This window comes from Rhizobacter sp. P3_C12 (genome assembly GCF_056402735.1).
Genome location: NZ_JBFUGW010000014.1, coordinates 20,862 through 45,576 on the forward strand (window position 1 = coordinate 20,862; position 24,715 = coordinate 45,576).

General features: G+C 66.3%; 23 protein-coding genes and 1 pseudogene. 18 read left to right on the forward strand and 6 right to left on the reverse strand.

Features of this window, described 5'->3' with window-relative positions; all coding sequences use genetic code 11:
• Nucleotides 1-210 precede the first annotated feature (210 nt).
• Nucleotides 211-711 (reverse strand): hypothetical protein, encoded by a 501-nt coding sequence (locus tag AC1DXV_RS04520; protein ID WP_477865189.1) that lies wholly within the window; start codon nucleotides 709-711, stop codon nucleotides 211-213.
• Nucleotides 712-1,535: 824 nt separating this feature from the next.
• Between AC1DXV_RS04520 and AC1DXV_RS04525 the strand changes: the two genes are divergently transcribed.
• The 4 genes from AC1DXV_RS04525 to AC1DXV_RS04540 all read left to right on the forward strand — a co-directional run bounded on the left by AC1DXV_RS04525 (nucleotide 1,536) and on the right by AC1DXV_RS04540 (nucleotide 3,967).
• Nucleotides 1,536-2,015, forward strand: a complete 480-nt coding sequence (locus AC1DXV_RS04525) for a GNAT family N-acetyltransferase (protein WP_477865188.1) — start codon at nucleotides 1,536-1,538, stop codon at nucleotides 2,013-2,015.
• A gap of 221 nt (nucleotides 2,016-2,236) precedes the next feature.
• Entirely contained in the window at nucleotides 2,237-2,731 is a 495-nt protein-coding gene (locus tag AC1DXV_RS04530; protein ID WP_477865187.1) for a GNAT family N-acetyltransferase, read from the forward strand.
• Nucleotides 2,732-2,823: 92 nt separating this feature from the next.
• Nucleotides 2,824-3,489: an SGNH/GDSL hydrolase family protein gene (locus AC1DXV_RS04535; RefSeq protein WP_477865186.1), complete on the forward strand. Its 666-nt coding sequence runs from the start codon at nucleotides 2,824-2,826 to the stop codon at nucleotides 3,487-3,489.
• A gap of 100 nt (nucleotides 3,490-3,589) precedes the next feature.
• Entirely contained in the window at nucleotides 3,590-3,967 is a 378-nt protein-coding gene (locus AC1DXV_RS04540; protein ID WP_477865185.1) for a hypothetical protein, read from the forward strand.
• A 486-nt stretch (nucleotides 3,968-4,453) separates the two neighbouring features.
• Here the strand turns inward: AC1DXV_RS04540 and AC1DXV_RS04545 are convergent, their stop codons facing one another.
• On the reverse strand, nucleotides 4,454-6,529 hold the full coding sequence (locus tag AC1DXV_RS04545; protein ID WP_477865184.1) for an SPFH domain-containing protein: 2,076 nt from the start codon (nucleotides 6,527-6,529) through the stop codon (nucleotides 4,454-4,456).
• A gap of 129 nt (nucleotides 6,530-6,658) precedes the next feature.
• Here AC1DXV_RS04545 and AC1DXV_RS04550 point away from each other — a divergent pair, with 129 nt between their 5' ends.
• From AC1DXV_RS04550 to AC1DXV_RS04560, 3 genes are read left to right on the forward strand one after another with little or no spacing between them, the layout of a single operon-like run.
• The gene (locus AC1DXV_RS04550) at nucleotides 6,659-7,948 is read left to right on the forward strand and encodes a sensor histidine kinase (RefSeq protein ID WP_477865183.1); all 1,290 of its coding nucleotides are present in this window, start codon (nucleotides 6,659-6,661) and stop codon (nucleotides 7,946-7,948) included.
• Entirely contained in the window at nucleotides 7,945-8,649 is a 705-nt protein-coding gene (locus tag AC1DXV_RS04555; protein ID WP_477865182.1) for a response regulator, read from the forward strand. The genes AC1DXV_RS04550 and AC1DXV_RS04555 overlap by 4 nt, the downstream gene beginning before the upstream one ends.
• Nucleotides 8,639-9,085: a hypothetical protein gene (locus AC1DXV_RS04560; protein WP_477865192.1), complete on the forward strand. Its 447-nt coding sequence runs from the start codon at nucleotides 8,639-8,641 to the stop codon at nucleotides 9,083-9,085. Before AC1DXV_RS04555 ends, AC1DXV_RS04560 begins: the two co-directional genes overlap by 11 nt.
• 673 nt (nucleotides 9,086-9,758) lie before the next feature.
• On the opposite strand, the pseudogene AC1DXV_RS04565 reads toward AC1DXV_RS04560, so the two are convergent.
• A pseudogene (locus tag AC1DXV_RS04565) lies at nucleotides 9,759-9,896 on the reverse strand (ATP-binding protein); the annotation flags it as partial.
• Nucleotides 9,897-10,183: 287 nt separating this feature from the next.
• Here AC1DXV_RS04565 and AC1DXV_RS04570 point away from each other — a divergent pair.
• The 5 genes from AC1DXV_RS04570 to AC1DXV_RS04590 all read left to right on the forward strand — a co-directional run bounded on the left by AC1DXV_RS04570 (nucleotide 10,184) and on the right by AC1DXV_RS04590 (nucleotide 16,445).
• A complete protein-coding gene (locus AC1DXV_RS04570; RefSeq protein ID WP_477865181.1) occupies nucleotides 10,184-10,921 on the forward strand; it encodes a TorF family putative porin in 738 nt (245 codons plus the stop codon).
• A gap of 49 nt (nucleotides 10,922-10,970) precedes the next feature.
• Entirely contained in the window at nucleotides 10,971-11,309 is a 339-nt protein-coding gene (locus tag AC1DXV_RS04575) for a P-II family nitrogen regulator (protein WP_047509787.1), read from the forward strand.
• A 24-nt stretch (nucleotides 11,310-11,333) separates the two neighbouring features.
• Nucleotides 11,334-12,854 (forward strand): ammonium transporter, encoded by a 1,521-nt coding sequence (locus AC1DXV_RS04580; RefSeq protein ID WP_477932648.1) that lies wholly within the window; start codon nucleotides 11,334-11,336, stop codon nucleotides 12,852-12,854.
• A gap of 196 nt (nucleotides 12,855-13,050) precedes the next feature.
• Nucleotides 13,051-14,346: a glutamate--cysteine ligase gene (gene gshA, locus AC1DXV_RS04585; protein ID WP_477932650.1), complete on the forward strand. Its 1,296-nt coding sequence runs from the start codon at nucleotides 13,051-13,053 to the stop codon at nucleotides 14,344-14,346.
• Between the two features lie 224 nt (nucleotides 14,347-14,570).
• Nucleotides 14,571-16,445: a potassium transporter Kup gene (locus AC1DXV_RS04590; RefSeq protein WP_477932652.1), complete on the forward strand. Its 1,875-nt coding sequence runs from the start codon at nucleotides 14,571-14,573 to the stop codon at nucleotides 16,443-16,445.
• Nucleotides 16,446-16,908: 463 nt separating this feature from the next.
• Here AC1DXV_RS04590 and AC1DXV_RS04595 read toward each other — a convergent pair whose 3' ends face one another.
• Complete coding sequence (locus tag AC1DXV_RS04595) at nucleotides 16,909-17,526, reverse strand: glutathione S-transferase N-terminal domain-containing protein (RefSeq protein ID WP_477866605.1); 618 nt, start codon at nucleotides 17,524-17,526, stop codon at nucleotides 16,909-16,911.
• Between the two features lie 116 nt (nucleotides 17,527-17,642).
• On the opposite strand from AC1DXV_RS04595, the gene AC1DXV_RS04600 reads away from it, so the two are divergent.
• Nucleotides 17,643-18,941: a YjgN family protein gene (locus AC1DXV_RS04600; protein ID WP_477866607.1), complete on the forward strand. Its 1,299-nt coding sequence runs from the start codon at nucleotides 17,643-17,645 to the stop codon at nucleotides 18,939-18,941.
• Nucleotides 18,938-19,993 (forward strand): M48 family metallopeptidase, encoded by a 1,056-nt coding sequence (locus tag AC1DXV_RS04605; RefSeq protein ID WP_477866609.1) that lies wholly within the window; start codon nucleotides 18,938-18,940, stop codon nucleotides 19,991-19,993. Before AC1DXV_RS04600 ends, AC1DXV_RS04605 begins: the two co-directional genes overlap by 4 nt.
• On the opposite strand, the gene AC1DXV_RS04610 is transcribed toward AC1DXV_RS04605, so the two are convergent.
• Nucleotides 19,990-21,264: an amidohydrolase family protein gene (locus tag AC1DXV_RS04610; protein WP_477866611.1), complete on the reverse strand. Its 1,275-nt coding sequence runs from the start codon at nucleotides 21,262-21,264 to the stop codon at nucleotides 19,990-19,992. The two genes, AC1DXV_RS04605 and AC1DXV_RS04610, sit on opposite strands and share 4 nt — an antisense overlap.
• A 115-nt stretch (nucleotides 21,265-21,379) precedes the next feature.
• Here AC1DXV_RS04610 and AC1DXV_RS04615 point away from each other — a divergent pair, with 115 nt between their 5' ends.
• A complete protein-coding gene (locus AC1DXV_RS04615) occupies nucleotides 21,380-21,742 on the forward strand; it encodes a nuclear transport factor 2 family protein (protein WP_477866613.1) in 363 nt (120 codons plus the stop codon).
• A 14-nt stretch (nucleotides 21,743-21,756) separates the two neighbouring features.
• A complete protein-coding gene (gene atpE / locus AC1DXV_RS04620) occupies nucleotides 21,757-21,999 on the forward strand; it encodes a F0F1 ATP synthase subunit C (protein WP_047511051.1) in 243 nt (80 codons plus the stop codon).
• Nucleotides 22,000-22,003: 4 nt separating this feature from the next.
• On the opposite strand, the gene AC1DXV_RS04625 is transcribed toward atpE, so the two are convergent.
• Nucleotides 22,004-22,456 (reverse strand): hypothetical protein, encoded by a 453-nt coding sequence (locus AC1DXV_RS04625; RefSeq protein WP_477866615.1) that lies wholly within the window; start codon nucleotides 22,454-22,456, stop codon nucleotides 22,004-22,006.
• 148 nt (nucleotides 22,457-22,604) lie between these two features.
• Between AC1DXV_RS04625 and AC1DXV_RS04630 the strand changes: the two genes are divergently transcribed.
• Nucleotides 22,605-23,909 (forward strand): efflux RND transporter periplasmic adaptor subunit, encoded by a 1,305-nt coding sequence (locus AC1DXV_RS04630; protein ID WP_477866617.1) that lies wholly within the window; start codon nucleotides 22,605-22,607, stop codon nucleotides 23,907-23,909.
• 34 nt (nucleotides 23,910-23,943) lie between these two features.
• Entirely contained in the window at nucleotides 23,944-24,651 is a 708-nt protein-coding gene (locus AC1DXV_RS04635) for an ABC transporter ATP-binding protein (protein WP_477866619.1), read from the forward strand.
• Nucleotides 24,652-24,715: the final 64 nt, after the last annotated feature.

The following is a 24,715-nucleotide window of genomic DNA, read 5'->3' on the forward strand; positions in this document are numbered from 1 at the left end:
CGAGGTGTGGTGTTGCGATGCCTAGCCTATCCGAAAGCTGTCGTCCGCGAACTTCCGGTCGTGGCCGATTGTTGCCGGTCAGCTGCCGCGCCTGCTCGCCTGTAGGCGATCAAAAGCCAACGGCCGCCAGATTATTTGGTGCACCGAAAAGTCGTCGCTCAAGAGGAAAAGTTGTGCGCGCCCTAGCGCGCCCTCAGGCAACCGGTGAGCCTACTTGATGCGGACAAAATACTCACGAATGTTCAGTTGCGGAAATGAAGCACCGCCAACATAGACCCACATGGTGTCTGGGCCTTCAAAGTTGTAAACGGTGATAGTTTGCCGACGGGTCACCGGTTCCGGACTCTCGACGGCGACCTGATCTGCGGTAGAGCCGAGAACTTTGTATCGATGTGACTCGCGAAAGCCGACAAGCTGCGACCTTACGCCTCCAACGGTTTCGCTCTGCCAATCCGGCATCTCAGCGAGCAGATGTGTCGGCGTGAAGACGAGCGTCAATCTACCCATCATTTGATCGAGGAACAAGATCGTCTTGTCTTCCATCTTCGCCCGGTCTCGGGCGAAGCGCATTGTCAACTGGTGGTCCGATTTCCATTTGCCAATGAGAGCCGGCGCCGCGTCAACCGACGTGCATGGAAGCACGAACAGCAGAACGGCGGCGACACATTGGACTGCCTGTCTTCCTAGGATGTACTGAATCGTGGTCGGCATAAGCGAGTCTTCGAACCTGAAGCCGATAGCCTAGCCGATAGCGGTCGCTGGTGACCGGCTGGAAGTGGCCGACTGTGCCCCTTCGTCCGTCGCCCTGCAAGCGGGCGCTCAGCGGCGAGGGCACGCCCTGCGACTGACTGCTCGCGAGCGACGCAGCGAACATACACTGTCGGCCAGATGCGGTCCTTCACGAGAGTCTGCTGTGGGGAAGATAGACTGTCCCACCACTGATACGTCCTGTCGCCTATGCGTGCGTTGGTACATGTTCGTCGAGTCGGCTACTTTGCCGTTGCCCACTTCATACTGTGGTTCTCAGCAGCTGTCACCGCATTTGGCTTTGACTTGGATCAGGTACCCAGTCGCTCTGCACTTGCAGGTCGCGCTGCGTCCGTGGCTGCCGTACTTCAGTACCCCCACGATGTCATCCTCCATGCGCTTCCCAGCACTTGGTTGCAGCATCTGCCACAAGGTGCTCTTGCGTTAGTGCTATTGAACTGCCTTCTGTGGGGTTGCGCGCTGGCCCTCGTCTTTCACGTGGCCGCACGTCGGGCGCGGCCGAACGGTGGGACGGACATCGATGGGCGGCAAGGATTGCGCAGGCGTCCCGGTGGATCATCCCCGTGAAGTTATGACTCAGTGCGGCCATTTGCTGCCATTCGCGAGCGACCGGTATCGGGCCCGCGGGGCCGTGCGATCGCGTTCCCGGGGGGTGCCCGTTGCGAATCGAGAGGGAGCGAAACGATCCGGCCTCCCCAGTGCGAAGCCGCAGACGGCGACGAACAGGCAGGCTGGTGATCGAGCGGCCACCCGAGCAACAATGACTCATGCCTGACAAGAGAACTTCAGACGTCACCGGCGTCGTCCGGAAAGCCACCGAGTTGGACGCATCGGGTATCGCACGGCTCTACGCGATGCTGGTCTCAAATCCGGCGGTGCGCGTGTTGCCGGACCGGCTGTCGGAGGTAGCGAGCGATCCGAACACTGCACTGTTCGTTTTCGAGGCGGGTGAGGCCGTACTCGGCACGGTTATGGTCTCGCTCTGTGCTGACGTGATGTTTGGTCGACGACCGTTCGCGGTGGTCGAGAACATCATCGTCGACGAAGCGGCGCGCGGCTTGCGCATCGGCGAGCGCCTTTTGCAAGCCGTCGAGGCCTTCTGCACTGCAGAAGATTGCTCCAAGATCATGTTGCTGAGCGCCGCGGGCCGGGAGCGCGCTCATGAATTCTTCGAGCGATGTGGGTATTCAGGTTCGACCAAACGTGGCTTCGTCAAGTACCGAACGGCATTCGCTGCGAGGGACTAGTCGGTGAGGATTCGGTGTCGCCGTCCGGCCGCTCGCGAAGGGCTGCTTTCGGAATGTAGACTGGAGTCACGCATGCAGACTGTGACAACGGCCTGTCAGTCCAAGCCACGCGCGTGCTCCCACTTTCTAGAGCGCCGAATCTCATCGTTCGGTTCGACGCCGATTTCGCCGGACTTGGATTCGCACCCTTACGACGTATACCGTTTGGACATCACGAGACCATGTCACTTCGAATCGAGCCGCTTGCGGAAATGCACTTCGAGAGCCTGCATGAGCTCTTCGACGCAATCTGCAAGGAACGTCGCTTCTTGGCCTTCACAGAGGCCGGCCCGAAGGAGCAGACCTTCGCGTACTACCGCAATATCGTTGCTGGAGGCCATAGCCACTTCGTCGCCGTGCATGACCAGAGAGTGCTCGGCTGGTGCGATGTCCTTCCTCTCTTCGGTCAGATGCGCACACATGCTGGTGTTCTGGGCATGGCAGTCGCGGCTGGTGAGAGAGGCAAAGGGCTGGGCAGAGCGCTCATGCGAGTCGCCATCGACAAGGCGAACGCCCGCGGTCTCTCACGAATTGAACTCACGGTGCGCAGCGACAACGAAGTTGCGCAGGCGCTGTATCGGAGTTTCGGCTTCGTGCAGGAAGGAACGCACCGTCGCGGCTGGTGCCTCGATGGCCGCTACTTCGACGTGCATTTCATGGCGCGAGTACAGGGGTAGTTGCTCGGGGTGGCAGCGGGCCGGCAACAATCGGCCAGGAGCTGCCGATCGCGACTGACGGCTTTCGGGTGCGAAGCCCGGCACAGGAGAGAATGAGCGCGGACATCTTCAACACAGGACGGCCTATGCCGCACATCGCGCTCCTCGGCGACTCGGTCTTTGACAACATCTCGTACACGCAAGGTGCGCCCGACGTCGTGGCACGGCTACGTTCGGCGCTGCCCGCGGACTGGCAGGCTACGTTGTGCGCAGTGGATGGTTCGACAGCGAATGACGTCGAACCGCAGCTCCAATCCTTGGCACCCGACACTACGCATCTCGTACTCAGCGTTGGCGGCAACAATGCGCTTCTGGCTGTCGAGATTGTCGACACGCCAGTGGCCTCGACAGCGGAAGCGTTGCGGCTTTTGGCCAGTGTTCGCGAAGAGTTCGAAGCGCAGTACGTTGCCGCAGTGGACGCATGCCTCGCGTGCGGGATCCCATTGACCGTTTGCACCATCTACAACGGAAATTTCCCCGACGTCGATTTCAACCGCCGAGCAAGCATCGCGTTAGCCGTTTTCAACGATGTGATCGTGCGGACGGCTCTTGTGCGCAGTCTTGACGTGATTGACCTTCGCGCAGTCTGTGCAACGCCCGCAGACTTTGCGAATCCACTTGAACCGTCCAGCTCGGGCGGAGACAAGATCGCTCGCTCGATTGCTCGTGTGCTCGCTGGAAATGTTGCCTGGAAAGGTGCCCGTATCACGGGACTATGAAGCCGCTAGAGTTCGGCGATGAGGCAGGAGTCGGCCAATCTCGGTCTTTCGCGGACGACTGCTTCATGGTTGTCGGGATGTTGAGTCGAGGAGAGGCTACTTGAAGGTGCTAGTCGAAATGCAAGGCTTGGAGTTCGACTGGTTCGCAAAGGACGCGGCTGGCAACTATGCGATGTTCGCTACAGCGGGAAGCGGTCCAGTCCCCGAGGCGGTTGCAGGTGTATGCATGCAGCATCGGGCCATCGCCGAGCGGATTCCCGTCACGGGCTGGGGCACGAGCGCCGTCTGGACGAGCTTCTCGAAAGTCGGCTTGTTCGCGTACGACTGGGACGACCGACGCCGCTGCTACGCGCGCATGGCTGTTCCAGATCGGCCCATTGATGCTGCCTTGTCGGCGCGGCTTACAGAGATGGCGCTGCCGGATCTGCCGCTGTCGTTTGGCGAAAGCCCGATCATCACAGCAACCACTGCGCCATAAGTCATGGCTCCTTGATGATCGGCAGTGATCGGCCATTTGCGGGCGCTCACCACCGACCGGTGTGGGGAAGACCTGCGGTGCAGATTCGTCCCAGTCCTCGGAGTCTTCCCTGCCTGCTGACCGAATCACTAAAGCCGCCCGGATCGTTGCACGTTATGTCCAGCTGCGAACTGCCTCGTCTGTTGCTGCCGATGTCGAACTGACCGTCTATGGCACCAGTGCCAAGATTCGAGTGAGCCCCGGGCGTCTTGTTCAGGCGGCGGTATCACCCGATCGGCGATCCGGTTCGCGGGTCACTTGAGTCTTGGCGCCTGGGGTATTTGTGGCGGCGCCAACAAGTCAATTGCCTCCAAGACACTGTCCCTGAATCTGGAACCTTCGCGGCCTTTGTTCACGAGCGGCACACGCGGCGTGAAGCTGTCGGGCTTGGCGTTGCGATGCCGCGCCTGCCCGCCCCCCGGCCCGCGCGCGCGCCGAGGGAGACAGTCACGTCGTCGATGACGGCTCTCCCGCCGCGGACGTCTCGACATGGGCGAGCGTCGCGACATGGCGCTCACGGACCAAGCCGGCCAGCAACACGTCCACGAGCGTGCCTCCTTCACCCTTCGCGCCGCCGTTTACGAGCACATCGGGCACCAGCCGCACGCCGCCTGCGGCCAGCGCCTGCGCGACCTGAACAATCGCGTAGTTGCCCGACTCCATCGAGGCGATCTTCTGCTGGATCACCGCCGCCTCGGCCTCGCCGACGGCCAGCGTCTTGCCGGCCTCGGCCACGCCGGTGACGCGGATCACCTCGGCATCGGCGTTGGCGTTGATCTTCTTAGCCTGCGCGGCACCGTCCGCGGTCTTGACAGCAGCCTGCGCCGAGAACTCAGCGATCGACACCTTGCGCTCCGCATCAACCACCTGCGCCTGCGTGCGCGCTAGTGCGGTGGCCTGCTCAAGTTGCTGCTTGACGCCCTGCGCTTCCATCTGCGTGTTGAAGGTGACCTTCTCCTGCTCGGCCAGCTTGCGGTCGGTCAGCGTTTTCATCAGGTCCGCTGGCGGGTTGATGTCGCCGATCAGCGTCTCGACCGCGCCGACGTCGTATTCCTTCAGCGCCCGGGCAATCGCCCCCTTGGCTTCAGCCTGGCGCTCGGTGCGCTTCTTCAGGAAGTCAATCACGTCGGAGTTCTGCGCCGCGTTGCGGAAGTAGTTGCCAATGGTGGGCTCGAGCACCTGCGTAACGAGAGCCTCCATGCTGCCGAACCGCGCGATCACCTTGGGTGCATCGTTGCGCGGGATGTGGATGATCTGGCTCACGTCCAGGTTGAAGGTGAAGCCGTCGGCCGAGCGCACGGTGATGGTCGACAGGTTCACGTCGAGCTTGTGCGCCTCCGACTTACCGGTGGCCCAGTTGAGCACCACGTTCGCGGTGGGCACCACGCGCACCTTGTGGGTGTAGGTGTTGATCGCGTACTTGCCCGGGTCGAGCACATCGACCCAGACGCCCTTCTCGCCACGGCGCACCATGTTGGCGTGCTTGAAGTCCGCGCCGGTGACGTCGTCGCCCGCCTTGCCGACGAAGGCCACGACCACCCCGACCGAGGCGATCGGCACCTCGGTCATGTCGATGATCTCGATGGTCGCGAACATCGGGTTGATGAAGTAGCGCCCGGCCAGCAGCACCTGCTCCTGCAGGCCCTTGGTGCCACCTCGCTCAACGAATGCCTGCGGATCCTGGAACTGGTTGTGCCCCGGCACCTCGGCACCGGCTATCTCGCCGGTAGCCAGCGGCGCGCCTTCGCGTGTGGTGACGATGCCCAGCTTGTTGTCGGGCACGTCCAGCACGTTGACCTGCGTGACCTTGAACAGCCGCGGGTTGATGCGGTACTTGCCCTGCGGCACGATGCCCATCTGAGGGCCGCGCTGGCCGCCGCGCGCCATGAAGGCCTGGGCGTCCTGGAACGAGTTGCAGGCCACCTGCTGGCCGATGATGCGGCCGCCCGACAGCGCCGCGCCGTCGCGCGCCTCGACCACCCCGACCTTGCCCGGCTCGATCACCGTCATCGGCTCGATGTGCACCGTGAACAGCAGCGTGTTGATGCGCCAGGCGCCTGGCGGCACGATCGACATCTGCACGCCGCGCTCGCCGCTGCGGCCGAGGAAGGCACGTGCGTCCTGGAAGTTGTCGCAATCGACATGACGGGCAACGACGCGGCCATCGGGCAGCGGCGCACCGTCGCAGGCTTCTATGACGCCGATGTGGCCGTCGGGCACGACGGTGAACTTGGCCAGCAACACGGTGTACTGCCAGGGCCAGAGGAAGAAGTGCAACCCGGGCGCGAGCGTATTGGCCTGCAGCCCGGCCTCGCCGAGCACGGCAACAATTCGGCCGGGCGGTAGTTCCCGGTGGGCACCGAAGAGCACGAACGATTTGGTGACAGTGCCGATCGAGTCGTCTGGGACGATGACGATGCCGAACAGACGGAAGACCCACTTGTACAAGGCCAGCAGCACCAGCAGTGCGGCTGACACCCAGAGTGCCGCCCGATGGTCGAAGAGGAAGTCGAAGGAGGTCATGTGGCTCTTTGTTGGTTGCGGTGCGAGCAATCTGCAGCAGCGGGCGTAAGCGCCGCATATGGAACGTGTCCACGCCCCGGATGCGTCGCTTATGCTTTCCTGACGGTGGCCCTCCTAAGCTTTGCGCGCATGAACCTCCTCGTCGCTCCACCCGGCTGGCTGTTACTCGGTCTGCTGATGCTCAACGGCGTCGTCGGCGTCTTGCTCGTGCGGGCGCGGCGCGCCACGCGGACGGCACAAGGCCAAGCGCGTCGCGAGGAGCGTCTGCGCAACTGGAGCGACCGGCTGCGCGACGCGAGCGACCCGGCGACACATGCCAACGCGCTGCTCGATGCACTGGTCGCCGCCGGCGGCGTGCCGGTGGCCGTGCTCGTGTCGATCAAGCTCGGCGTGCACGAACAGGATGCAGCGGCGCTGCAGGTGGGCGAGGCGAGTGCCGAGCAGGAGGCCGGTCTGAAGCTGTGCATATGGCTAGGAGAAGCGCTCGGCCCGGGCAGCCGGCGCGATACGGAACAGCCCGACGTCTACCTGCCCTTGCGCGGACGCGGCGTGACGCTCGGTGCGGCGGTGCTGCGCGGCCTGGGCACCATGGTCGACCTGAGCCTGTGCGCCCACGCGCAAGCGCTGTGCGACCAGATGGGCCTGGCATTGCAACGCTCACTCTCCGCCCGCGACGAGCAGCAGGCACGCGAACTGGCGCGCGAGCAGGCCGTGCGCACGGCGCTGCTGGCCGCCGTCTCGCACGACTACCGCACCCCGCTGGCGAGCATCATGAGTGCGGCATCGTCGCTGGATCAGCAGGCCGAGCGGCTCGACCTGGCGCAGCAGCGCAAGCTCGCCGCCGGCATCGTCGAAGAGGTGCAGCGCCTGAGCCGGCTGACCGACAACACACTGCAGCTGGTGCGACTCCACGCACCGGGTGTGGAACCGCAGTGCGACTGGGAATCGGCCGAGGAGATCGTCGGCACGGCACTGCGGCGGGCGCGGCGGCGGGATGGAGGCCGGCAGGTGCGCGCTCGCGTCGAGCCCGGGCTGCCGCTGCTGTGGTGTGACGCGATGCTGGTCTCGCAGCTGCTCGACAACCTGGTCGACAACGCGCTGAAGTACGGCCCGCCCGGCGCGCCGGTGGAGATACTGATGCGCCAAATCGCTGACCGGATGCTGCTGGCGGTGCGCGATCGCGGCCCGGGCATTGCATTGGCCTGGCGCGAGCGTGTCTTTGATGTCTTTCAGCGCGGTGAGAGCGACGCGTCGCAGCGTCCGGGTGCCGGTGTGGGGCTGGCGGTGTGCCGGGCGATCGCCCGAGTGCACGGCGGCGAGCTGACCCTGCGCCCGCGCAGCCACGGCGGCTGCAGCTTCGAGTGTCTGTTGCCACTGCGGGAGCCGCCTTCGGGTCCGCCGGAAAGCGAGAATCCATGAGCCTTCGCATCCTGCTAGTCGAGGATGATCGCGACCTGCGAGCCGCGCTGCGTGAGGCGCTGGTCGTCGAAGGGTATGACGTGCTCCCGGCTGCCAGCTTGGCCGACGCCCACGCACTGGCACAGCATGCCGAGTCCGGAGGGGGCGTCGATCTGGTGCTGCTCGACCTGGGCCTGCCCGACGGCGACGGTCAGATCTTCCTGCAAGCGCTGCGGCGATCGCGCGCGACGCCGCTGATCGTGATCTCCGCGCGCCAGGCCGAGGTGCAGAAGATCGAGTTGCTCGACGCCGGCGCCGACGACTACCTCGTCAAGCCCTTCAGTCTGCCCGAGCTGCTGGCGCGCATGCGCGTGGCCCTGCGCCACCGCGGCACCGTGGCGCAGCCGGCCATCACGCACTATCGTCACGAGGAACTGGATGTCGACCTCGCGGCGCACCGCGTCACAGTGGAGGGCGCCGAGGTGCACTTGACACCCACCGAGTTCAAGCTGCTGGCGCGCCTGGTGCGCCAGGCCGGGCAGGTGGTCACGCATCGGCGCCTGCTCGCCGACGTGTGGGGTGCGGAGCACACGGAGCAGACGCACTACCTGCGTCTTTACATGGCGCAGTTGCGCGCGAAGCTGGAGCGCGACCCGGCCGAGCCACGCCGGCTGCTCAACGAGCCCGGCGTCGGCTATCGAATCGTAGAGGGTGCGGACTGAGCCGGCCGCGGCCTCACTCGATGTGATCCAGTTCAATGCGGCGTTCGCGAATCTGCGTCACCACGAGCGGTCGTTCAAGGCGGACTTGATCCTGCATGGCCTTGTGCCCTGCGCGTCCGTCTCGGCCATCGCGCTGACGGCTGGCATCAACGCCAACCTGCTGTTCAAGTGGCGGCGAGACCATCTCCGCGCGATGCGTGCACCGACGGGCGTGGCCGTGACGCTGGTGCCGGTGCAGCTGGCGCCGGCAGTTGAGACAGCGCCGCTGGCGACAACAACGAGCTCGGACGGCATGGATATCGGCAAGTCCCCGCCCTCGGACGAGCACGACGGCATGATCGAAGTCGACTTCGCCGGCGCACGACTGCGAGTTCACAGTTTGGGTCGACGAGAAGGCGCTGATGCTCGTGCTGGCGCCCTGCGCCGCTGCGCATGATCGGCTTGCGTGCCGGGACACGCGTCTGGGCATCGACTGGCAGCCGCCGCACAAGCAATTCAGAATCCCGCGCCAAGCGTCCGGGTGAGTGACGCAGTTGGAAAGCGGTGATCGCAGTGTCGCTGCATCGCCGCAGGTCGCATCAGTGTTTCCGGAAGTTCCGGTTTCGGGCAGGCGATTCGGCGCCTCCACTGGCTTCTTTGGGTCGATAGCTCTGATTCGCAGCTCGCAGTAGCAGCCGTTCGACCTGGTCAGCGCCGGCATGCAGGCCCGTCCATTCGGGCGTGACCGAGCAAACCCAACGCGTTGCGCGACGAAGGACTCCTCTCCGTCAGAGCGGTCGCTCGAGCGACGGGCTCTGACCGACCGCAACCAGTCTTAAACCGCCGTTCGTCAAGTGAACGGACAGGAATTCCACTTATGACGAACAGAGCGGAGCCTGCATGACCAGAAGGCGCTCGCGACGGCGGCCACCAAGGACGATCGATGGCCGGCGTGAGGTGAGGCCGCTTGCCTGCGTTGTTCCGCCTTCATTGGGCATTGTTGAGGTTCGGGTCAAACAATGATTCCACACAACCGTTTGCGGAGTCAGAGGGCCGAAAAACGTGAGAGCCCCATCGCTAAGCTATTGATTCTTGGTGCACCTGTGTGCGGAGTTCATTGTTGAACACACGCGCGCCTCTTTCACCTCGGTGTCGGCCAGCCCGACCAGCGTGAAGTTCGGCAGGCCGTTGGCCAGGTGCACCTCGACGGTGACTTCGGGTGCCGCCAGGCCATCGAGGGCCCGGCTGTGGACGACGGCCAATGTCATGCGCATTCCCCGCTTCGCAGATGAGAGGGGCGCGATTCTGCCCAGGGAGGGGATCCTCCGACACGGGGCATCTGTCCCCTGTTCAATCGAGCCGGTTTGCACCAGGAGCGGGCACTCGGGTGCATGCTGTGTCAATTGGCACCTATGCGGTGCGTTTTGCGCAAGACAGCCCACTGAAAGCCGCCGAATGAGCCCCGATGGGGCGCGCATGCCCCAAAAAGTCCATGGCACAAAAGCTGCACAGAGGCCCCGGCCCCTCTGTTTCAAAAACGCCTGGAGATATCTGCATGAAGAAGATCGTGATCCTTTCGGCCCTGGCATCGCTGTTCGCCGTGTCGGTCCATGCCGAAGACGCCGCGCCGGCCGTGGCCACCAACTTCAGCCTGACCACGAACTACAAGTACCGCGGCCAGGACCAGGGCAACAACAAGCCGGCCGTGCAGGGTGGCTTCGACTACGCGAACAGCGGCTTCTATGTCGGCAACTGGAACTCGAGCATCGGGTTCACCAATTCCGGCATCGAGATGGACTTCTATGGCGGCTACAAGGGCGAGATCACGAAGGACGTCGGCTTCGATGTCGGCGTGCTGCAGTACTACTACTCGCAGAAGGACAAGGTCGTCGACTTCAACACCACCGAGCTCTATGGCGCGCTGAGCTACGGCCCGGTGTCGCTGAAGTACTCGACCACCGTTTCGAAGGACTACTTCGGCCTCGGCGAATCGGCCGGCCTGCTGCTGGGCCAGCCGGCGCCCAAGGGCCGCAATACCGGCTACCTGGACCTGTCGGGCAATTTCGAGGTCGCCAAGGGCATCACGCTGAACGCCCACATGGGCTTCACGCGCCTGTCGGGCGAACTGAAGGACGTCGGCTACGAGAACTACGCCGACTACAAGTTCGGCGCGACGATGGACCTCGGATCGGGCTTCTCGGGCGGCGCTGCGATCGTCGGCGCGACCAAGAAGGATTTCTACGGCGACATCAACAAGGCGCGCGCCATCCTGACGATCACCAAGTCGATGTGAGCCCGCGCCTGCGCGTGCCCCACCCATTCATTGCCAACAGGAGCATTCCATGAAGATGGTGACTGCCATCGTCAAGCCCTTCAAGCTCGACGAAGTGCGTGAAGCCTTGAGCGCCATCGGCGTCCAGGGCATCACGGTGACCGAGGTCAAGGGTTTCGGCCGCCAGAAGGGCCACACCGAGCTGTACCGCGGTGCGGAGTACGTCGTCGACTTCCTGCCGAAGGTCAAGATCGAGGCCGCCGTCGACGACGGCCTGATCGACCGCGTGATCGAAGCCATCGAAGGTGCGGCCCGCACCGGCAAGATCGGCGACGGCAAGATTTTCGTGTCGCCCCTCGAGCAGGTGGTGCGCATCCGCACCGGCGAGACCGGCAAGGACGCCCTCTGAGCCCGCCAACAACAAGAGACAACCATGAAGAAACTCATTGCCACACTCGCCCTGGGCTTCGCCGCCTGGGGCTTCGCCGGCGTCTCGCTGGCGCAGGACGCGGCCTCCGCGCCCGCCGCCACGGCTTCGGCCGCGGCGCCTGCAGCCGCGGTTGACGCGGCGTCCGCACCGGTTGCCGCAGCGTCCGCTGCGGCGGCCGCGTCGGCGCCTGCCGTGCCGGTCGCCAACAAGGGCGACGTCGCCTGGATGATCGTCGCGACGCTGCTCGTGATCATGATGACGGTGCCGGGCCTGGCGCTGTTCTACGGCGGCCTGGTCCGCAGCAAGAACATGCTGTCGGTGCTGATGCAGGTGATGGTCACCTTCTCGCTGATCGTCGTGCTGTGGACCATCTATGGCTACAGCCTGGCGTTCACCGAGGGCAACAGGTTCGTCGGCGGCCTCGACCGGCTGTTCATGAAGGGCATCTTCGACCCGGCGACCGGCGTGTTCGCGATGGGCGCGACCTTCAGCAAGGGCGTCTACATCCCCGAGCTGCTGTTCGCCGCGTTCCAGGCGACCTTCGCCGGCATCACCTGCTGCCTGATCGTCGGCGCGTTCGCCGAGCGCATCAAGTTCTCGGCCGTGCTGCTGTTCATGACGCTGTGGTTCACCTTCAGCTACGCGCCGATCGCGCACATGGTCTGGTTCTGGATGGGCCCGGATGCATACAGCGCCGCAGGTGTCGTCGACGAGATGAACGCGAAGGCCGGCTGGATCTGGCAATGGGGCGCGCTCGACTTCGCGGGCGGCACGGTGGTGCACATCAACGCCGCCGTGGCGGGCCTGGTGGGTGCGTACATGGTCGGCAAGCGCGTCGGCTACGGCAAGGAAGCGTTCACGCCGCACTCGCTGACGCTGACGATGGTCGGTGCCTCGCTGCTGTGGGTGGGCTGGTTCGGCTTCAACGCCGGTTCGGCGCTCGAAGCCGGCAACAGCGCCGTGCTCGCCTTCATGAACACCTTCACGGCCACCTCGGCCGCGGTGCTCGCGTGGTCGATCGGTGAAGCGCTGATGCGGGGCAAGGCCTCGATGCTGGGTGCGGCTTCCGGTGCGGTGGCGGGCCTGGTGGCGATCACGCCGGCGGCCGGCAATGTCGGCCTGATGGGCGCGATCGTGATCGGCTTCGTCGCCGGTTTCGCCTGCCTGTGGGGCGTCAACGCGCTGAAGAAGCTGCTCGGCGCCGACGACTCGCTGGACGTGTTCGGCGTGCACGGCGTCGGCGGCATCGTCGGCGCGCTGCTGACGGGCGTGTTCAACACGCAGTCGCTCGGCGGCCCCGGCCTGGTGGGCGACTGGGTCACGGCCACGGTCACCTCCAACGGCATCGGCGCCCAGGTGTGGATCCAGCTGAAGGCCGTGGTCCTGACCATCGTCTGGTCGGGCGTGGTCTCGGTGGTGGCGTTCAAGATCGTCGACCTGGTGGTCGGCCTGCGCGTGACGGAAGAAGAGGAACGCGAAGGCCTGGACATCTCGGCGCACGGCGAGACGGCCTATCACCAATAAATTGGGAAGAGGGACGCGGGCTTCGGCCCGCGGGACACTGGGAAGGCCGCCTCCGGGCGGCCTTTTCTTTTGCCGTGCCGGGGGCCCGCCGGTCGTGACGCATGGCGCACACCGGCCGGGGCCTCCCCGCTTGCCATCGACGCGGGCGACCCCAGATGCCTAGAATCCGCGATCCCCAGGCGTTCAACGGGCTCTTATGGTTCCCCATCTCATCACTGCACTCACCGGCCCGATCAACGAACTGGAGCAGCGCATCCTCGAATCGCTGCCGGCCATCGAGCGCTGGTTCCGCCTCGAATGGATGGAGCACACGCCGCCGTTCTACACCTCGGTCGACGTGCGCAATGCCGGCTTCAAGCTGGCGCCGGTCGACACCAACCTGTTTCCCGGCGGCTTCAACAACCTGACGCCCGAGATGCTGCCGCTGGCGGTGCAGGCGGCGATGGCGGCGATCGAGAAGATCTGCCCCGAGGCCAAGAACCTGCTGCTGATCCCCGAGAAGCACACCCGCAACACGTTCTACCTGACGAACGTGGCGCGCCTGATGCAGATCTTCCACCAGGCCGGGCTGAACGTGCGCCTGGGCACGCTGGACGACACCATCAAGGCGCCGACGCAGATCGACCTGCCCGACGGCAGTGCGCTGACCGTCGAGCCGCTGCTGCGCACGCGCGGCCGCCTCGGGCTGAAGGATTTCGACCCCTGCACGATCCTGCTGAACAACGACCTGTCGGCCGGCATCCCGAAGGTGCTGGAGAACCTGCACGAGCAGTACCTGCTGCCGCCGCTGCACGCCGGCTGGGCGGTGCGCCGCAAGACCAACCACTTCCAGGCCTACGAAGAGGTCGCGAAGAAGTTCGCCAAGCTGCTGGGCATGGACCCGTGGCTGATCAACCCGATGTTCGCCCGCTGCGGCGAGGTCAATTTCAGCGACGGCACCGGCGCCGAATGCCTGGCGAGCAACGCCGAGGCGCTGCTCGGCAAGATCCGCCGCAAGTACAAGGAATACGGCATCCAGGAGAAGCCTTTCATCATCGTGAAGGCCGATGCCGGCACCTACGGCATGGGCATCATGACGGTGCGTGACCCGAAGGACCTGGTCGACCTGAACCGCAAGGCACGCAACAAGATGAGCGTGATCAAGGACGGCCAGGAGGTCAGCGAGGTCATCCTGCAGGAAGGCGTGCCGACCTACGAGCGCGTCAACGACGCCGTCGCCGAGCCGGTCGTCTACATGATCGACCGCTACGTGGTCGGCGGCTTCTACCGCGTCAACGCCGAGCGCGGCATCGACGAGAACCTGAATTCCCCCGGGGCGAGCTTCGTGCCGCTGGCCTTCGCCGAGTCGAACCAGCTGCCCAAGCCGGGCGTCAAGCCGGGTGCGAGTGCGCCGAATCGCTTCTATATGTACGGAGTGATCGCTCGCTTGGCGATGCTGGCTGCGAGTTACGAAATGGAAGCCACCGACCCCGACGCCGAGGTCTACGAGTAAATGGAGCCCCTCGGTCGACGGGTACGTCGACCGATCCCCCGTGGGGATGCGGGCCGGCTTGGGGCGGCCCGGCGCTCGGCCCTACACCACTCGTTGCTGCAGTGCAACATCAACCCCCGACAGCTTGGGGGTGGGGGTGGGCGACCTGTTTCCGGGCGTATCCGCGGGCGCACAATGGCCCTCCTTTGGATTGAGCCGTGCCCCTTCGGCGGGCGCGGTGGATCGTGAATCAGCATCGTCCCAGCTCCAGCCTGGCCGCCCTGACGCTGGGCGCCCTTGGCGTCGTCTACGGCGACATCGGCACCAGCCCCCTCTACGCACTCAAGGAAGTCTTCGCCCACGGCCACGTGCCGTTGACGCCGCAGAACATCTACGGCGTGCTGTCGCTGGTGTTCTGGACGCTGACGGTGGTGGTCTCGGTGAAGTACGTGGTGCTGATCCTGCGGGCCGACAACAACGGTGAAGGCGGGTTGATCGCGATGCTCGCACTGGCGTCGCAGGCGGTGAAGGACCGGCCGGTGCTGCGCAAGCGGCTGTTGATGGTCGGCATCTTCGGCACGGCGATCTTCTTCGGCGATGGCGTGATCACGCCGGCCATCACGGTGCTGGGGGCGATCGAGGGCCTGGAGGTCGCGGCGCCCGGGCTGCACCACTACATCGTGCCCTTGTCGCTGGTCGTGCTGACGCTGCTGTTCCTGGTGCAGCGCCATGGCACCGCGACGGTGGGCAAGCTGTTCGGCCCGGTGATGGTGCTGTGGTTCGCGGTGCTGGCGGTGCTGGGGCTGTCGCAGATCGTGACGAACCCGGCCGTGCTGGCGGCGCTGAGCCCGCACTACGCGCTGGACTTCCTGCTGGGTCACCCGGCGATCGCGTTCATCGCGCTCGGCTCGATCGTGCTGTGCGTGACCGGTGCCGAGGCGCTGTATGCCGACATGGGCCACTTCGGCAAGCGCCCGATCCGTCTTGCGTGGTTCAGCCTTGCGATGCCGGCGCTGGTTCTGAACTATTTCGGGCAGGGCGCGATGTTGCTGGCGCACCCGGAGAACGTGAAGAACCCGTTCTACGAGATGGCGCCGCAGTGGGCGGTGTACCCGCTGATCGGCCTGGCGACGCTGGCGGCGGTGATCGCGTCGCAGGCGCTGATCACGGCGGCGTTCTCGGTGACGAAGCAGGCGATGCAGCTCGGCTACCTGCCGCGGCTGCGCATCCTGCACACCTCGGTGCGCGAGACGGGGCAGGTCTATGTGCCGTTCGTCAACTGGGGGCTGTATGCCTGCATCGTGCTGGCGGTCGTGACCTTCGGCTCGAGCAGCAAGCTGGCGGCGGCGTATGGCATTGCGGTGACGATCGACATGCTGATCACGACCACGATGACCTTCTTCGTGATCCGTTACGGCTGGCGGTATCCGTGGTCGCTGAGCATGGCGGCGACGGGTTTCTTCTTCCTGGTCGACTTCACCTATTTCAGCGCGAACGTCATCAAGGTGTTCGACGGCGGCTGGTTCCCGGTGGTGATCGGTGGCGTGATGTTCATGATCATGATGACCTGGAAGCAGGGCCGGCGGCTGATGGCCGAGCGCCTGCGCGAGGACGCGATCGATCTGAAGAGTTTTCTCGATGCGGTGTTCGTGAGTCCGCCGACGCGGGTGGCCGGCACGGCGGTGTTCCTGGTCAGCGAACAGGGGCTGACGCCGAATGCGTTGTTGCACAACCTGAAGCACAACAAGGTGCTGCACGAGACCAACCTGTTCGTGACGGTGAAGCTGCACGAGGTGCCGTGGATCGGCTTCGAGAAGCGTTGCGAGATGGAGCCGTTGGGGCGCGATTGCTGGCAGGTGACGGTGCACTTCGGCTTCAAGAACGAGCCGGACGTGCCGGAGGCGTTGAACTTCCTGCGCACGAGAGGCTGCCAGATGGACGACATGGAGACTTCGTATTTCCTGTCGCGCGACATCGTGATCCCGACCTTCGGCAGCGGCATGGCGAGCTGGCGCGAGAAGCTGTTCGCGGGGATGCATCGGAATGCGGCGGCGGCGGCGGATTTTCTGTCGCTTCCCACCAATCGAGTGGTCGAACTCGGGTCGAAGGTCGAGATCTGAGCACTGCGTGGCGTTGCCGGGTTTCGCCCCGGCGGGCGAGTCACTTTCATTTGAGCCCAAATGAAAGTAACCAAAGCAAAGGGCTTTGAAAACCATACGGTTCGTTCAGTCTGGCTGCGGACAACACGGCCACTTCGGCTGCACATCACCGTTCATTGGGATTGTTGTTCTCCCGCTTCCCTCGACTCGCTCGCTTCGCGTCGCATCGTCTTGCACCGGCGGTCGCCGCCGCCACTGCGTCCTCCCGGCGATGCGCAGCGAGCTGGGTGGAGAAGAACGGGCAACAATCCCAATGAACGGTGATGTGCAGCCGAAGTGGCCGTGCTGTCCGCAGCGGGGCAGAACGAACCGTATGGTGTTGTATTGAGGCCCTTTGCTTTGGTTACTTTCATTTGGGCTTCAAATGAAAGTGACTCGCCCGCCGGGGCGAGACCCGGCAGCAGCCTCACGCAGTGAACAAGACCTAAATCCTCGGCGGAGCCGTATCAATGAAACTCTGCCGAAGCGCCAGCTTCTCGTAGAGCTTCGACAAGTTCGGGTGCGACCCCCGCCAGTCGATATGGGCGAACCGGAAATCCAGGTACCCGAGGGCACAGCCCGTCGCGATGTCCGCCAGCGTGAAGTGGTTGCCCGAGCACCAGGCCTTGTCACCCAGACCCTGGCTCATCGCCGCCAGGCAGGCGTGCACCTTGTCCATCTGCCTGCTCACCCAGGCCGCACTGCGCTGGCCCTCGCTGCGGCCGGCCCAGGTCTGCTCCAGCCTTGCCAGGATCGCCGCATCCTGCAGGCCATCCCCCAACGCCTCCCAGGTGCGCACCTCGGTGCGCTCGCGGCCGGTCTCGGGAATCAGCTTGCCCACCGGCGACCGCGTGTCGATGTACTCCACGATCACCCGCGAGTCGAACACCGCCTCGCCACCCTCCATCACCAGCACCGGCACCTTGCCCAGCGGGTTGGACTTCATGATCGCGTCACTCGTCCACACGTCTTCCAGTTCGAACTGGTAGTCGAGCTTCTTTTCCGCCATCACGATGCGCACCTTGCGCACGTACGGGCTTGCGAGCGAGCCGATGAGTTTCATGTGGGTGTCCCTGGAGTGAAAACGATTCTAGCGAAGGGTGGCTGTCTGAAACGCAGTGTTAAAGTTTTCGGCGAGGGAGAACGCCGGCCATCCACCCCCGCACGGCGCAACACGACATGACAACACCCCACGGCCCCCAGGGCGGATTCATCACGCCCGACGGTGACCAGCCCGCCCAGAGCGCCAGCATCGACAGCGCCGGCCTGAACGGCGTGGTCTCGACGCTCGGCACCACCGCGCCGCCCACGGTCACCCCGTCCAGCTTCGACAGCACGCTCAACGAACGCCTGCCGATCCGCTTCACCGGCTCCGGCAGCGAATACTTCCGGATCTGGATCGTCAACCTGCTGCTCACGCTGGTCACCGCCGGGCTCTACTTCCCGTGGGCCAAGGTGCGCCGCCTGCGCTACTTCTACGGCAACACGCTGGTGGCCGGCCATCCGCTCGGCTTCCACGGCGACCCGAAGAAGATGCTGCGCGGCTACCTGCTGGTGGTGCTGCTCGGCGCGCTGTACTCGGTGGCCGGCCAGTTCTCGCCGATGGCCGGGCTCGTGGCCTTCGTGATCGTCGCGGCGCTGTGGCCCGCGCTGTTCAAGTCGTCGCTGCAGTTCCGCCTCGCCAACACCAGCTGGCGCGGGCTGCGCTTTCGCTTCAAGGGCGACGTCGCCGGCGCCTACCGCGCGCTGCTGCCGGTGTTCGCCCCCAGCGCCGTGCTGCTGGTGGTCCTGCTCGCGGTGCCCGACCAGGTCCACCCGCCCGGCTGGTTCGGCCCGATCTTCTCCGCGGTGATGGGCGTGACGCTGCTCGTGCTTCCGCTGATGATGTGGAACCTGAAGAAGTACCAGCACGACCACTATGCGTTCGCGCAGCTGCAGACCGAGCTGCGCGCCGGCCCCGGGGCCTTCTATGGGCTGTGCCTGAAGAGCCTGGGCGTGTGGCTGGTGGCCGGCGTCGTGGCCGGCCTCGTCGTGTTCGGCATGGCCACGCTGCTCGGCTCCAGCGTGGCCGACTTCATTCGCAACCGCGGCGAGACCGGCCGCGTCGCGGCGGTGGTGCTCGGCTTCGTCGTGATCCTGGCCTCGTGGCTGCTGATGCAGGTCTTCGCCCGCCCGTACTTCACCTCCCGCTTCCAGAACCTGCTGTGGTCGCGCACCGGCAACCAGCACCTGCGCTTCAAGAGCGAGCTGCGCTTCTGGCCGCTGCTGCGCGTGACGCTGCTGAACTGGGTGCTGATGATCGTCACGCTCGGCCTGTACTGGCCGTTCGCGCGCGTCGCGCTGACCCGGCTGCGGCTCGAATCGGTCGGCATCGTCAGCCGCACCCACCTCGACGCGCTGGTCGCGCAGGCCGGCCACGAAGGCGATGCCGCCGGCGACGCGGCCGGTGATTTCTTCGGCATCGACGTCGGGCTGTGAACGCGCCCGCTGCTCCGGCCCTCGAGGTCGACTTCTTCGACGGCCGCAGCGCCCGCAGCCACCACGTGCGCATCCAGGTGAACGGCGAGCGGCTGCTGGTCGCCGGCGACGGCGTCGCGCGCAGCGTGCCGCTGGCCGAGGTGCAATGGCCGGAGCGCACCCGCCACGGCGCACGCGTCGCGCATCTGAAGGACGGCGGTGCGCTGCACTGCACCGACTCGGCGGCGTGGGACGCCTGGGCGCGCGCCAGCGGCCGCGGCGAGACGCTGGTGGTCAAGGCGCAGCAGAGCTGGCGCTGGGTCGGCGGCATCGTCGTCGCGCTGGCGCTGCTGCTGGGCGCCGGCTACCTGTGGGGGCTGCCATGGGCCTCGCGCGCCGTGGTCGCGATGCTGCCGCCTTCGGTCGACCGCGAGATCGGCGAGGCGGCGATGAAGTCGGTCGACGGCCAGCTGGTGCAGCCGAGCGAACTGCCGGCGGCGCAGCAGGCGAAGCTGCGCGCGGCGTTCGAGCGCGCGGTGGCACAGGCCTGGCCGCAGGGCGCGCCGCCGCACCAGCTGCTGTTCCGCCGCGGCAAGGACAAGTCGCTGGGCCCGAACGCGTTCGCGCTGCCTGGCGGCACGATGGTGCTGACCGACGAGCTGGTGGCGCTGGTCGATGGCGACGAATCGGTGATCGTCGGCGTGCTCGGCCACGAGCTCGGCCATGTGCGCCACCGCCACGGGCTGCGCATGCTGGTGCAGGCGACTGCGCTGGGCGTCGTGACGAGCGTGGTGTTCGGCGATTTCAGCAGCCTGCTGGCCGGCGTGCCGCTGGTGCTGGGGCAGGCGGGCTATGCGCGCGATGCCGAGCGCGAGGCCGATGTCGACAGCGTGCACCTGATGAAGGCCGCCGGCATCTCGCCCGACGCGATGGTGCGCTTCTTCGAGAAGATCGCCGAGGAGCGCCGCAAGCGTGCCGACGGCGCCGAGCCCGGTTGGTTGGGCATTGCGATCGCATCGCACCCGGCCGACGACGACCGCATCCGCTACTTCCGCGAGGCCGCAGGCCGCTAGCGCTGCAGCGTCCAGTCGACGCTGCCCGGCCGCCCCGGCAGCGACAGCGTCGCGGTGGCGGCCGGCGTCTGCGCGACGACCTGCCCGCCGCGCACCACCGCGAGCCGCGTCGCGCGCAGCCGGATCGCTTCCACCGGATCGCGCGCCTGCAGCAGCACGAAGTCGGCGCGTGCCCCGGCCTGCAGCCCGTAGCCCTCGAGCCCGAGGATCTTCGCGCTGTTGACGGTGACGGCGTCGAAGCAGGCCCGCATCTGCGCCTGCGAGGTCATCTGCGCCACATGCAGGCCCATCTGCGCGACCTCCAGCATGTCGGCGCTGCCCGATGAGTACCACGGGTCCATCACGCAATCGTGGCCGAAGCCGACGTTGACGCCGGCGGCCATCAGCTCGGGCACGCGCGTCATGCCGCGGCGCTTCGGGTAGCTGTCGTGGCGGCCCTGCAGCGTGATGTTGATCAGCGGGTTGGCCACCGCATGCACCTGCGCCTCGGCGATCAGCGGCAGCAGCTTGCTGACGTAGTAGTTGTCCATCGAGTGCATCGAGGTCAGGTGCGAGCCGGTGACGCGGCCCTGCAGCCCGAGCCGTTGCGTGTGGAACGCGAGCGTCTCGATGTGGCGCGACAGCGGGTCGTCGCTCTCGTCGCAGTGCATGTCGACGCGCAGCCCGCGCTCGGCCGCCAGCTCGCACAGCAGCCGCACGCTCTCGGCGCCGTCGGCCATCGTGCGCTCGAAGTGCGGGATGCCGCCGACCACGTCGACGCCCCGGTCGAGTGCGCGCTTCAGGTTGGCGAGCGCGCTGGGCGAGCGCAGCACGCCGTCCTGCGGGAACGCGACCAGCTGCAGGTCGAGCCAGGGCTTCACCACCTGCTTCACATGCAGCAGCGCGTCGACCGCGAGCAGCCGGTCGTCGCAGATGTCGACGTGCGAACGCACCGCGAGCAGGCCCTTGGCCACCGCCCAGTCGCAGTACTGCAGCGCGCGCTCCACCAGCGCCTGCTGCGTCAGCAGCGGCTTCAGCTCGCCCCACAGCGCGATGCCCTCGAGCAGCGTGCCGCTCTGGTTGACGCGCGGCAGGCCGTGGCTGAGCGTCGCGTCCATGTGGAAATGCGCGTCGACGAAGGGCGGCGACAGCAGCCAGCCGTGGCCGTCGAGCAGCGTTGCGCCCTCGGGCTGCGGCAGCTGGGGGCCGATCGCCTCGATGCGGCCGTCGCGCGCGAGCACATCGTGGCCGTGGCGGCCGTCGGGCAGGGTGACGTTGCGAACGAACAGCATCGGGTTCTCCTTTGACTGGCGTGGCGACTTGACCTGGGAGGTCATCGACTGCAGGTGGCCAGGCCGCGAGGATGCAGCCATGTCCTCTCACTCACTCAACCCCGAAGGAGCATTCATGAATGATGCCAGCACACTCGTTGCCCGCTATCTGGAGGCCTGGAACGAAAGCGATGCGGCACGTCGGGCGCGGCTGATCGCGGAGCTGTGGAGTGCCGACGCGCGCTACACCGACCCGCTGGCCGACGTTCGTGGCCATGAGGCGATCAGCGGCTTGATCGGCGCCGTGCAGCAGCACTATCCGGGTCACCGCTTCGAGCCGCATGGCGCCGTGGATGCGCATGGCCGCTACCTGCGCTTCTCGTGGCAGCTGTGCGATGCCGGCGGACAGGGCGTGGCACGCGGGACCGACTTCGCCGAGCTGCTCGACGATCGGCGCCTGCGCAGCGTCACCGGCTTCCTCGACCAGACCTCACAGTGAACGAAAGGCTCGCCATGAACGGTATCGACCTCGTCCCGCTGGCCGTCGGCCACATGATCGGCCTCGGCGCCATCGGCTCCTGCCTGGGCGTCGGCGTATTGGCCAGCAAGTACCTCGAAGCCTCGGCGCGCCAGCCCGAGCTGATGGAGCCGCTGCAGCAGAAGGTGTTCCTGCTGGTCGGCGTGCTCGACGGCGCGTTCATCATCGCGACCGGCATCGGGCTGTGGTTCGCGACCGCCAACCCCTTCAAGGGCTGAGCGTTCAGGCGGCGGGCGGCTCGTAGCGCGCCGGCAGCGCGAGCCCCGGCCGCTCGTCGTCCCAGGCCATCGCGCTGATGCGCCAGCCGGCGGGCGTCGAGACGAACTGCGTCGAGATCACGCCGCGTGCCGCGAAGGCCTGGCCGTTCAGCGTGCCGGTCTTCGCGTAGGTGCTGGTCCGGTGGGCCACCTGGCCGAACACCTCGGTGATCTCGGCCAGCTCGGTCTCGCGGAACGCCGTCAGCTCGCCGGCCTCGACCGAGCGCTGGCGCGGCGCGATGAACTGCGCGACGCCCGTCACCTCGGGTGCCGGCCCGATGTTGCGGATCAGCAGGCCGCCGTCGATGAACAGCCCGTGCAGCCGCTCGTAGGGCGGGCGTCCGCCGGGCTCGAAGGAGACGGCGTCGAAGAAGGCCTGCATCAGCGCGGCCAGGGCGGTGGTGGGTGTCGGCATCATGGCCGCGGATTGTCCGCGCGCTGTCCGTTGTCCGTCCGGCGGCTGTCCGCGGACACATCGGCACCAGGGGCAATCCACGCCAAGCCCTTGATTCGACGGGACTTTCATCGCCGGCGGGCGCGGGCACGGGCGTTGCAATGAAGCAGGCATGAACGCTGCGAACGACGCCCCGCTGATCCGCGACACCTCGGCCCAGGACCAGCCGTTGCCGAAGCGCCGGATGCGGCCCGGGCCATGGCTCGCGGTCGGCGCGGCGCTGGCGGCCCTGGTCGCGGTGGCGTTCTCGACGCCGGCGCTGCGGTACGGCTTCTCGAGCGGCCCGTCGGTGTCGGCCTCGCGGCTGGTGGTCGCGACCGTGCAGCGTGGCCCGTTCGTGCGCGACATCGCCGCCGAGGGCAAGGTCGTCGCCGCGGTGAGCCCGACGCTGTACGCCGCCGGCGGCGGTGCCGCGACGCTGAAGGTGCATGCCGGCGACCGCGTCGCGCGCGGCCAGGTGCTCGCGGTGATCGACAGCCCCGAGCTGGCCGCGAAGCTCGCGCAGGAGCTGTCGAATGCCGATGCGATGAAGGCCGACGTGCTGCGTGCCGACGTGGATGCGCGGCAGCAGCGCGGTGCCTTGCAGGGCGCATTCGATGCGGCGCGCATTGACCACAGCAGTGCGCAGAACGATCTGGCGCGCCAGCAGAAGGCGTTCGACGCCGGCGCGGTGTCGGGCATGCAGGTCGAGCATGCGCGCGACACGCTGCAGAAGGCGCGCATCGCGCTCGACCATGCCGAGGCCGGCCTGCGGCTGAAGGACGACAGCCTGAAGTTCGACGTGCAGGCCAGGCAGCTCGCGCATGCGCGGCAGCTGCTGCTGGTGAAGGACCTGCAGCGCCAGGTCGAGAGCCTGACGGTGCGTTCGCCGGTCGAGGGCCAGGTGGGGCAGTTGTTCATTGCCGAGCATGCGAATGTCGCGAAGGATGCGCAGCTGCTGTCGGTGATCGACCTGTCGGCGCTGGAGGTGCAGATGCAGGTGGCCGAGAGCTTCGCGCGCGATCTCGGCGTCGGCATGCCGGGCGAGATCAGCGGCAACGGCCACACCTGGCGCGCGGCGGTCAGCACGGTGTCGCCGGAGGTCGTCAACAACGAGGTGGCGGCGCGGCTGCGCTTCAGCGGCGGCGCGGCCGAGCAGCCGAGCCAGCTGAGGCAGAACCAGCGCCTGTCGGTGCGCGTGCTGCTCGACAAGCGCGATGACGTGCTGGCCGTGCAGCGCGGCAGCTTCGTCGACGAATCGGGCGGCGCCCATGCGTACGTGCTGCGCGATGGCGTGGCGGTGAAGACGCCGATCCGTGTCGGTGCGCGCAGTCTCGACAAGGTCGAGATCCTCGGCGGCCTGGCCGTCGGCGACCGGGTCGTGGTGTCCGGTGCCGAGCTGTTCCAGGGCGCCGAACAGGTCGCCGTCAGCCAGTGATTCAACCCATCCAGGAACGAACCGAAGGACTCCCATGCTCAAGATGACCGGCCTGTCCAAGGTCTACCGCACCGAGGTGATCGAGACCCATGCGCTGCGCGCGTTCAACCTGGAGGTGAAGGAGGGCGAGTTCGTCGCGGTGACGGGCCCGTCGGGCTCGGGCAAGACGACCTTCCTGACGATCGCCGGGCTGCTGGAAGCGTCGACCGGTGGCAGCTACCTGCTCGATGGCGTCGAGGTGGGGCAGCTGGACGACAACGCCCGCTCGCGCATCCGCAACGAGAAGATCGGCTTCATCTTCCAGGCCTTCAACCTGATCCCGGACCTGAACATCGCCGACAACGTGGAGGTGCCGTTGCGGTACCGCGGCATGAAGGCCGACGAGCGGCGCCGGCGTGTGCGCGATGCATTGGAGCGGGTGGGGCTGGCCGCGCGCGAGCGCCACTACCCGGCCGAGCTGTCGGGCGGGCAGCAGCAGCGGGTCGCGATCGCACGGGCGCTGGCCGGCAGCCCGCGGCTGCTGCTGGCCGACGAGCCGACCGGCAACCTCGACAGCCAGATGGCACGCAGCGTGATGGCATTGCTGGAGGAGCTGCACCGCTCCGGAGCGACGATCGTGATGGTGACGCACGACCCGCAACTGGCGGCGCGGGCGCAGCGGAACGTGCATGTGGTCGATGGACAGGTCGTCGATGTCTCGGACGAACTTCGTCTGACTGCATCGAGCGAAGTGGTGGCTTGAGATGTCGAACGGCGCGAGCAAAGGCGCGGGTGGGGAGGCTGTGGCTCGCCGGCCGGTGCGGTCT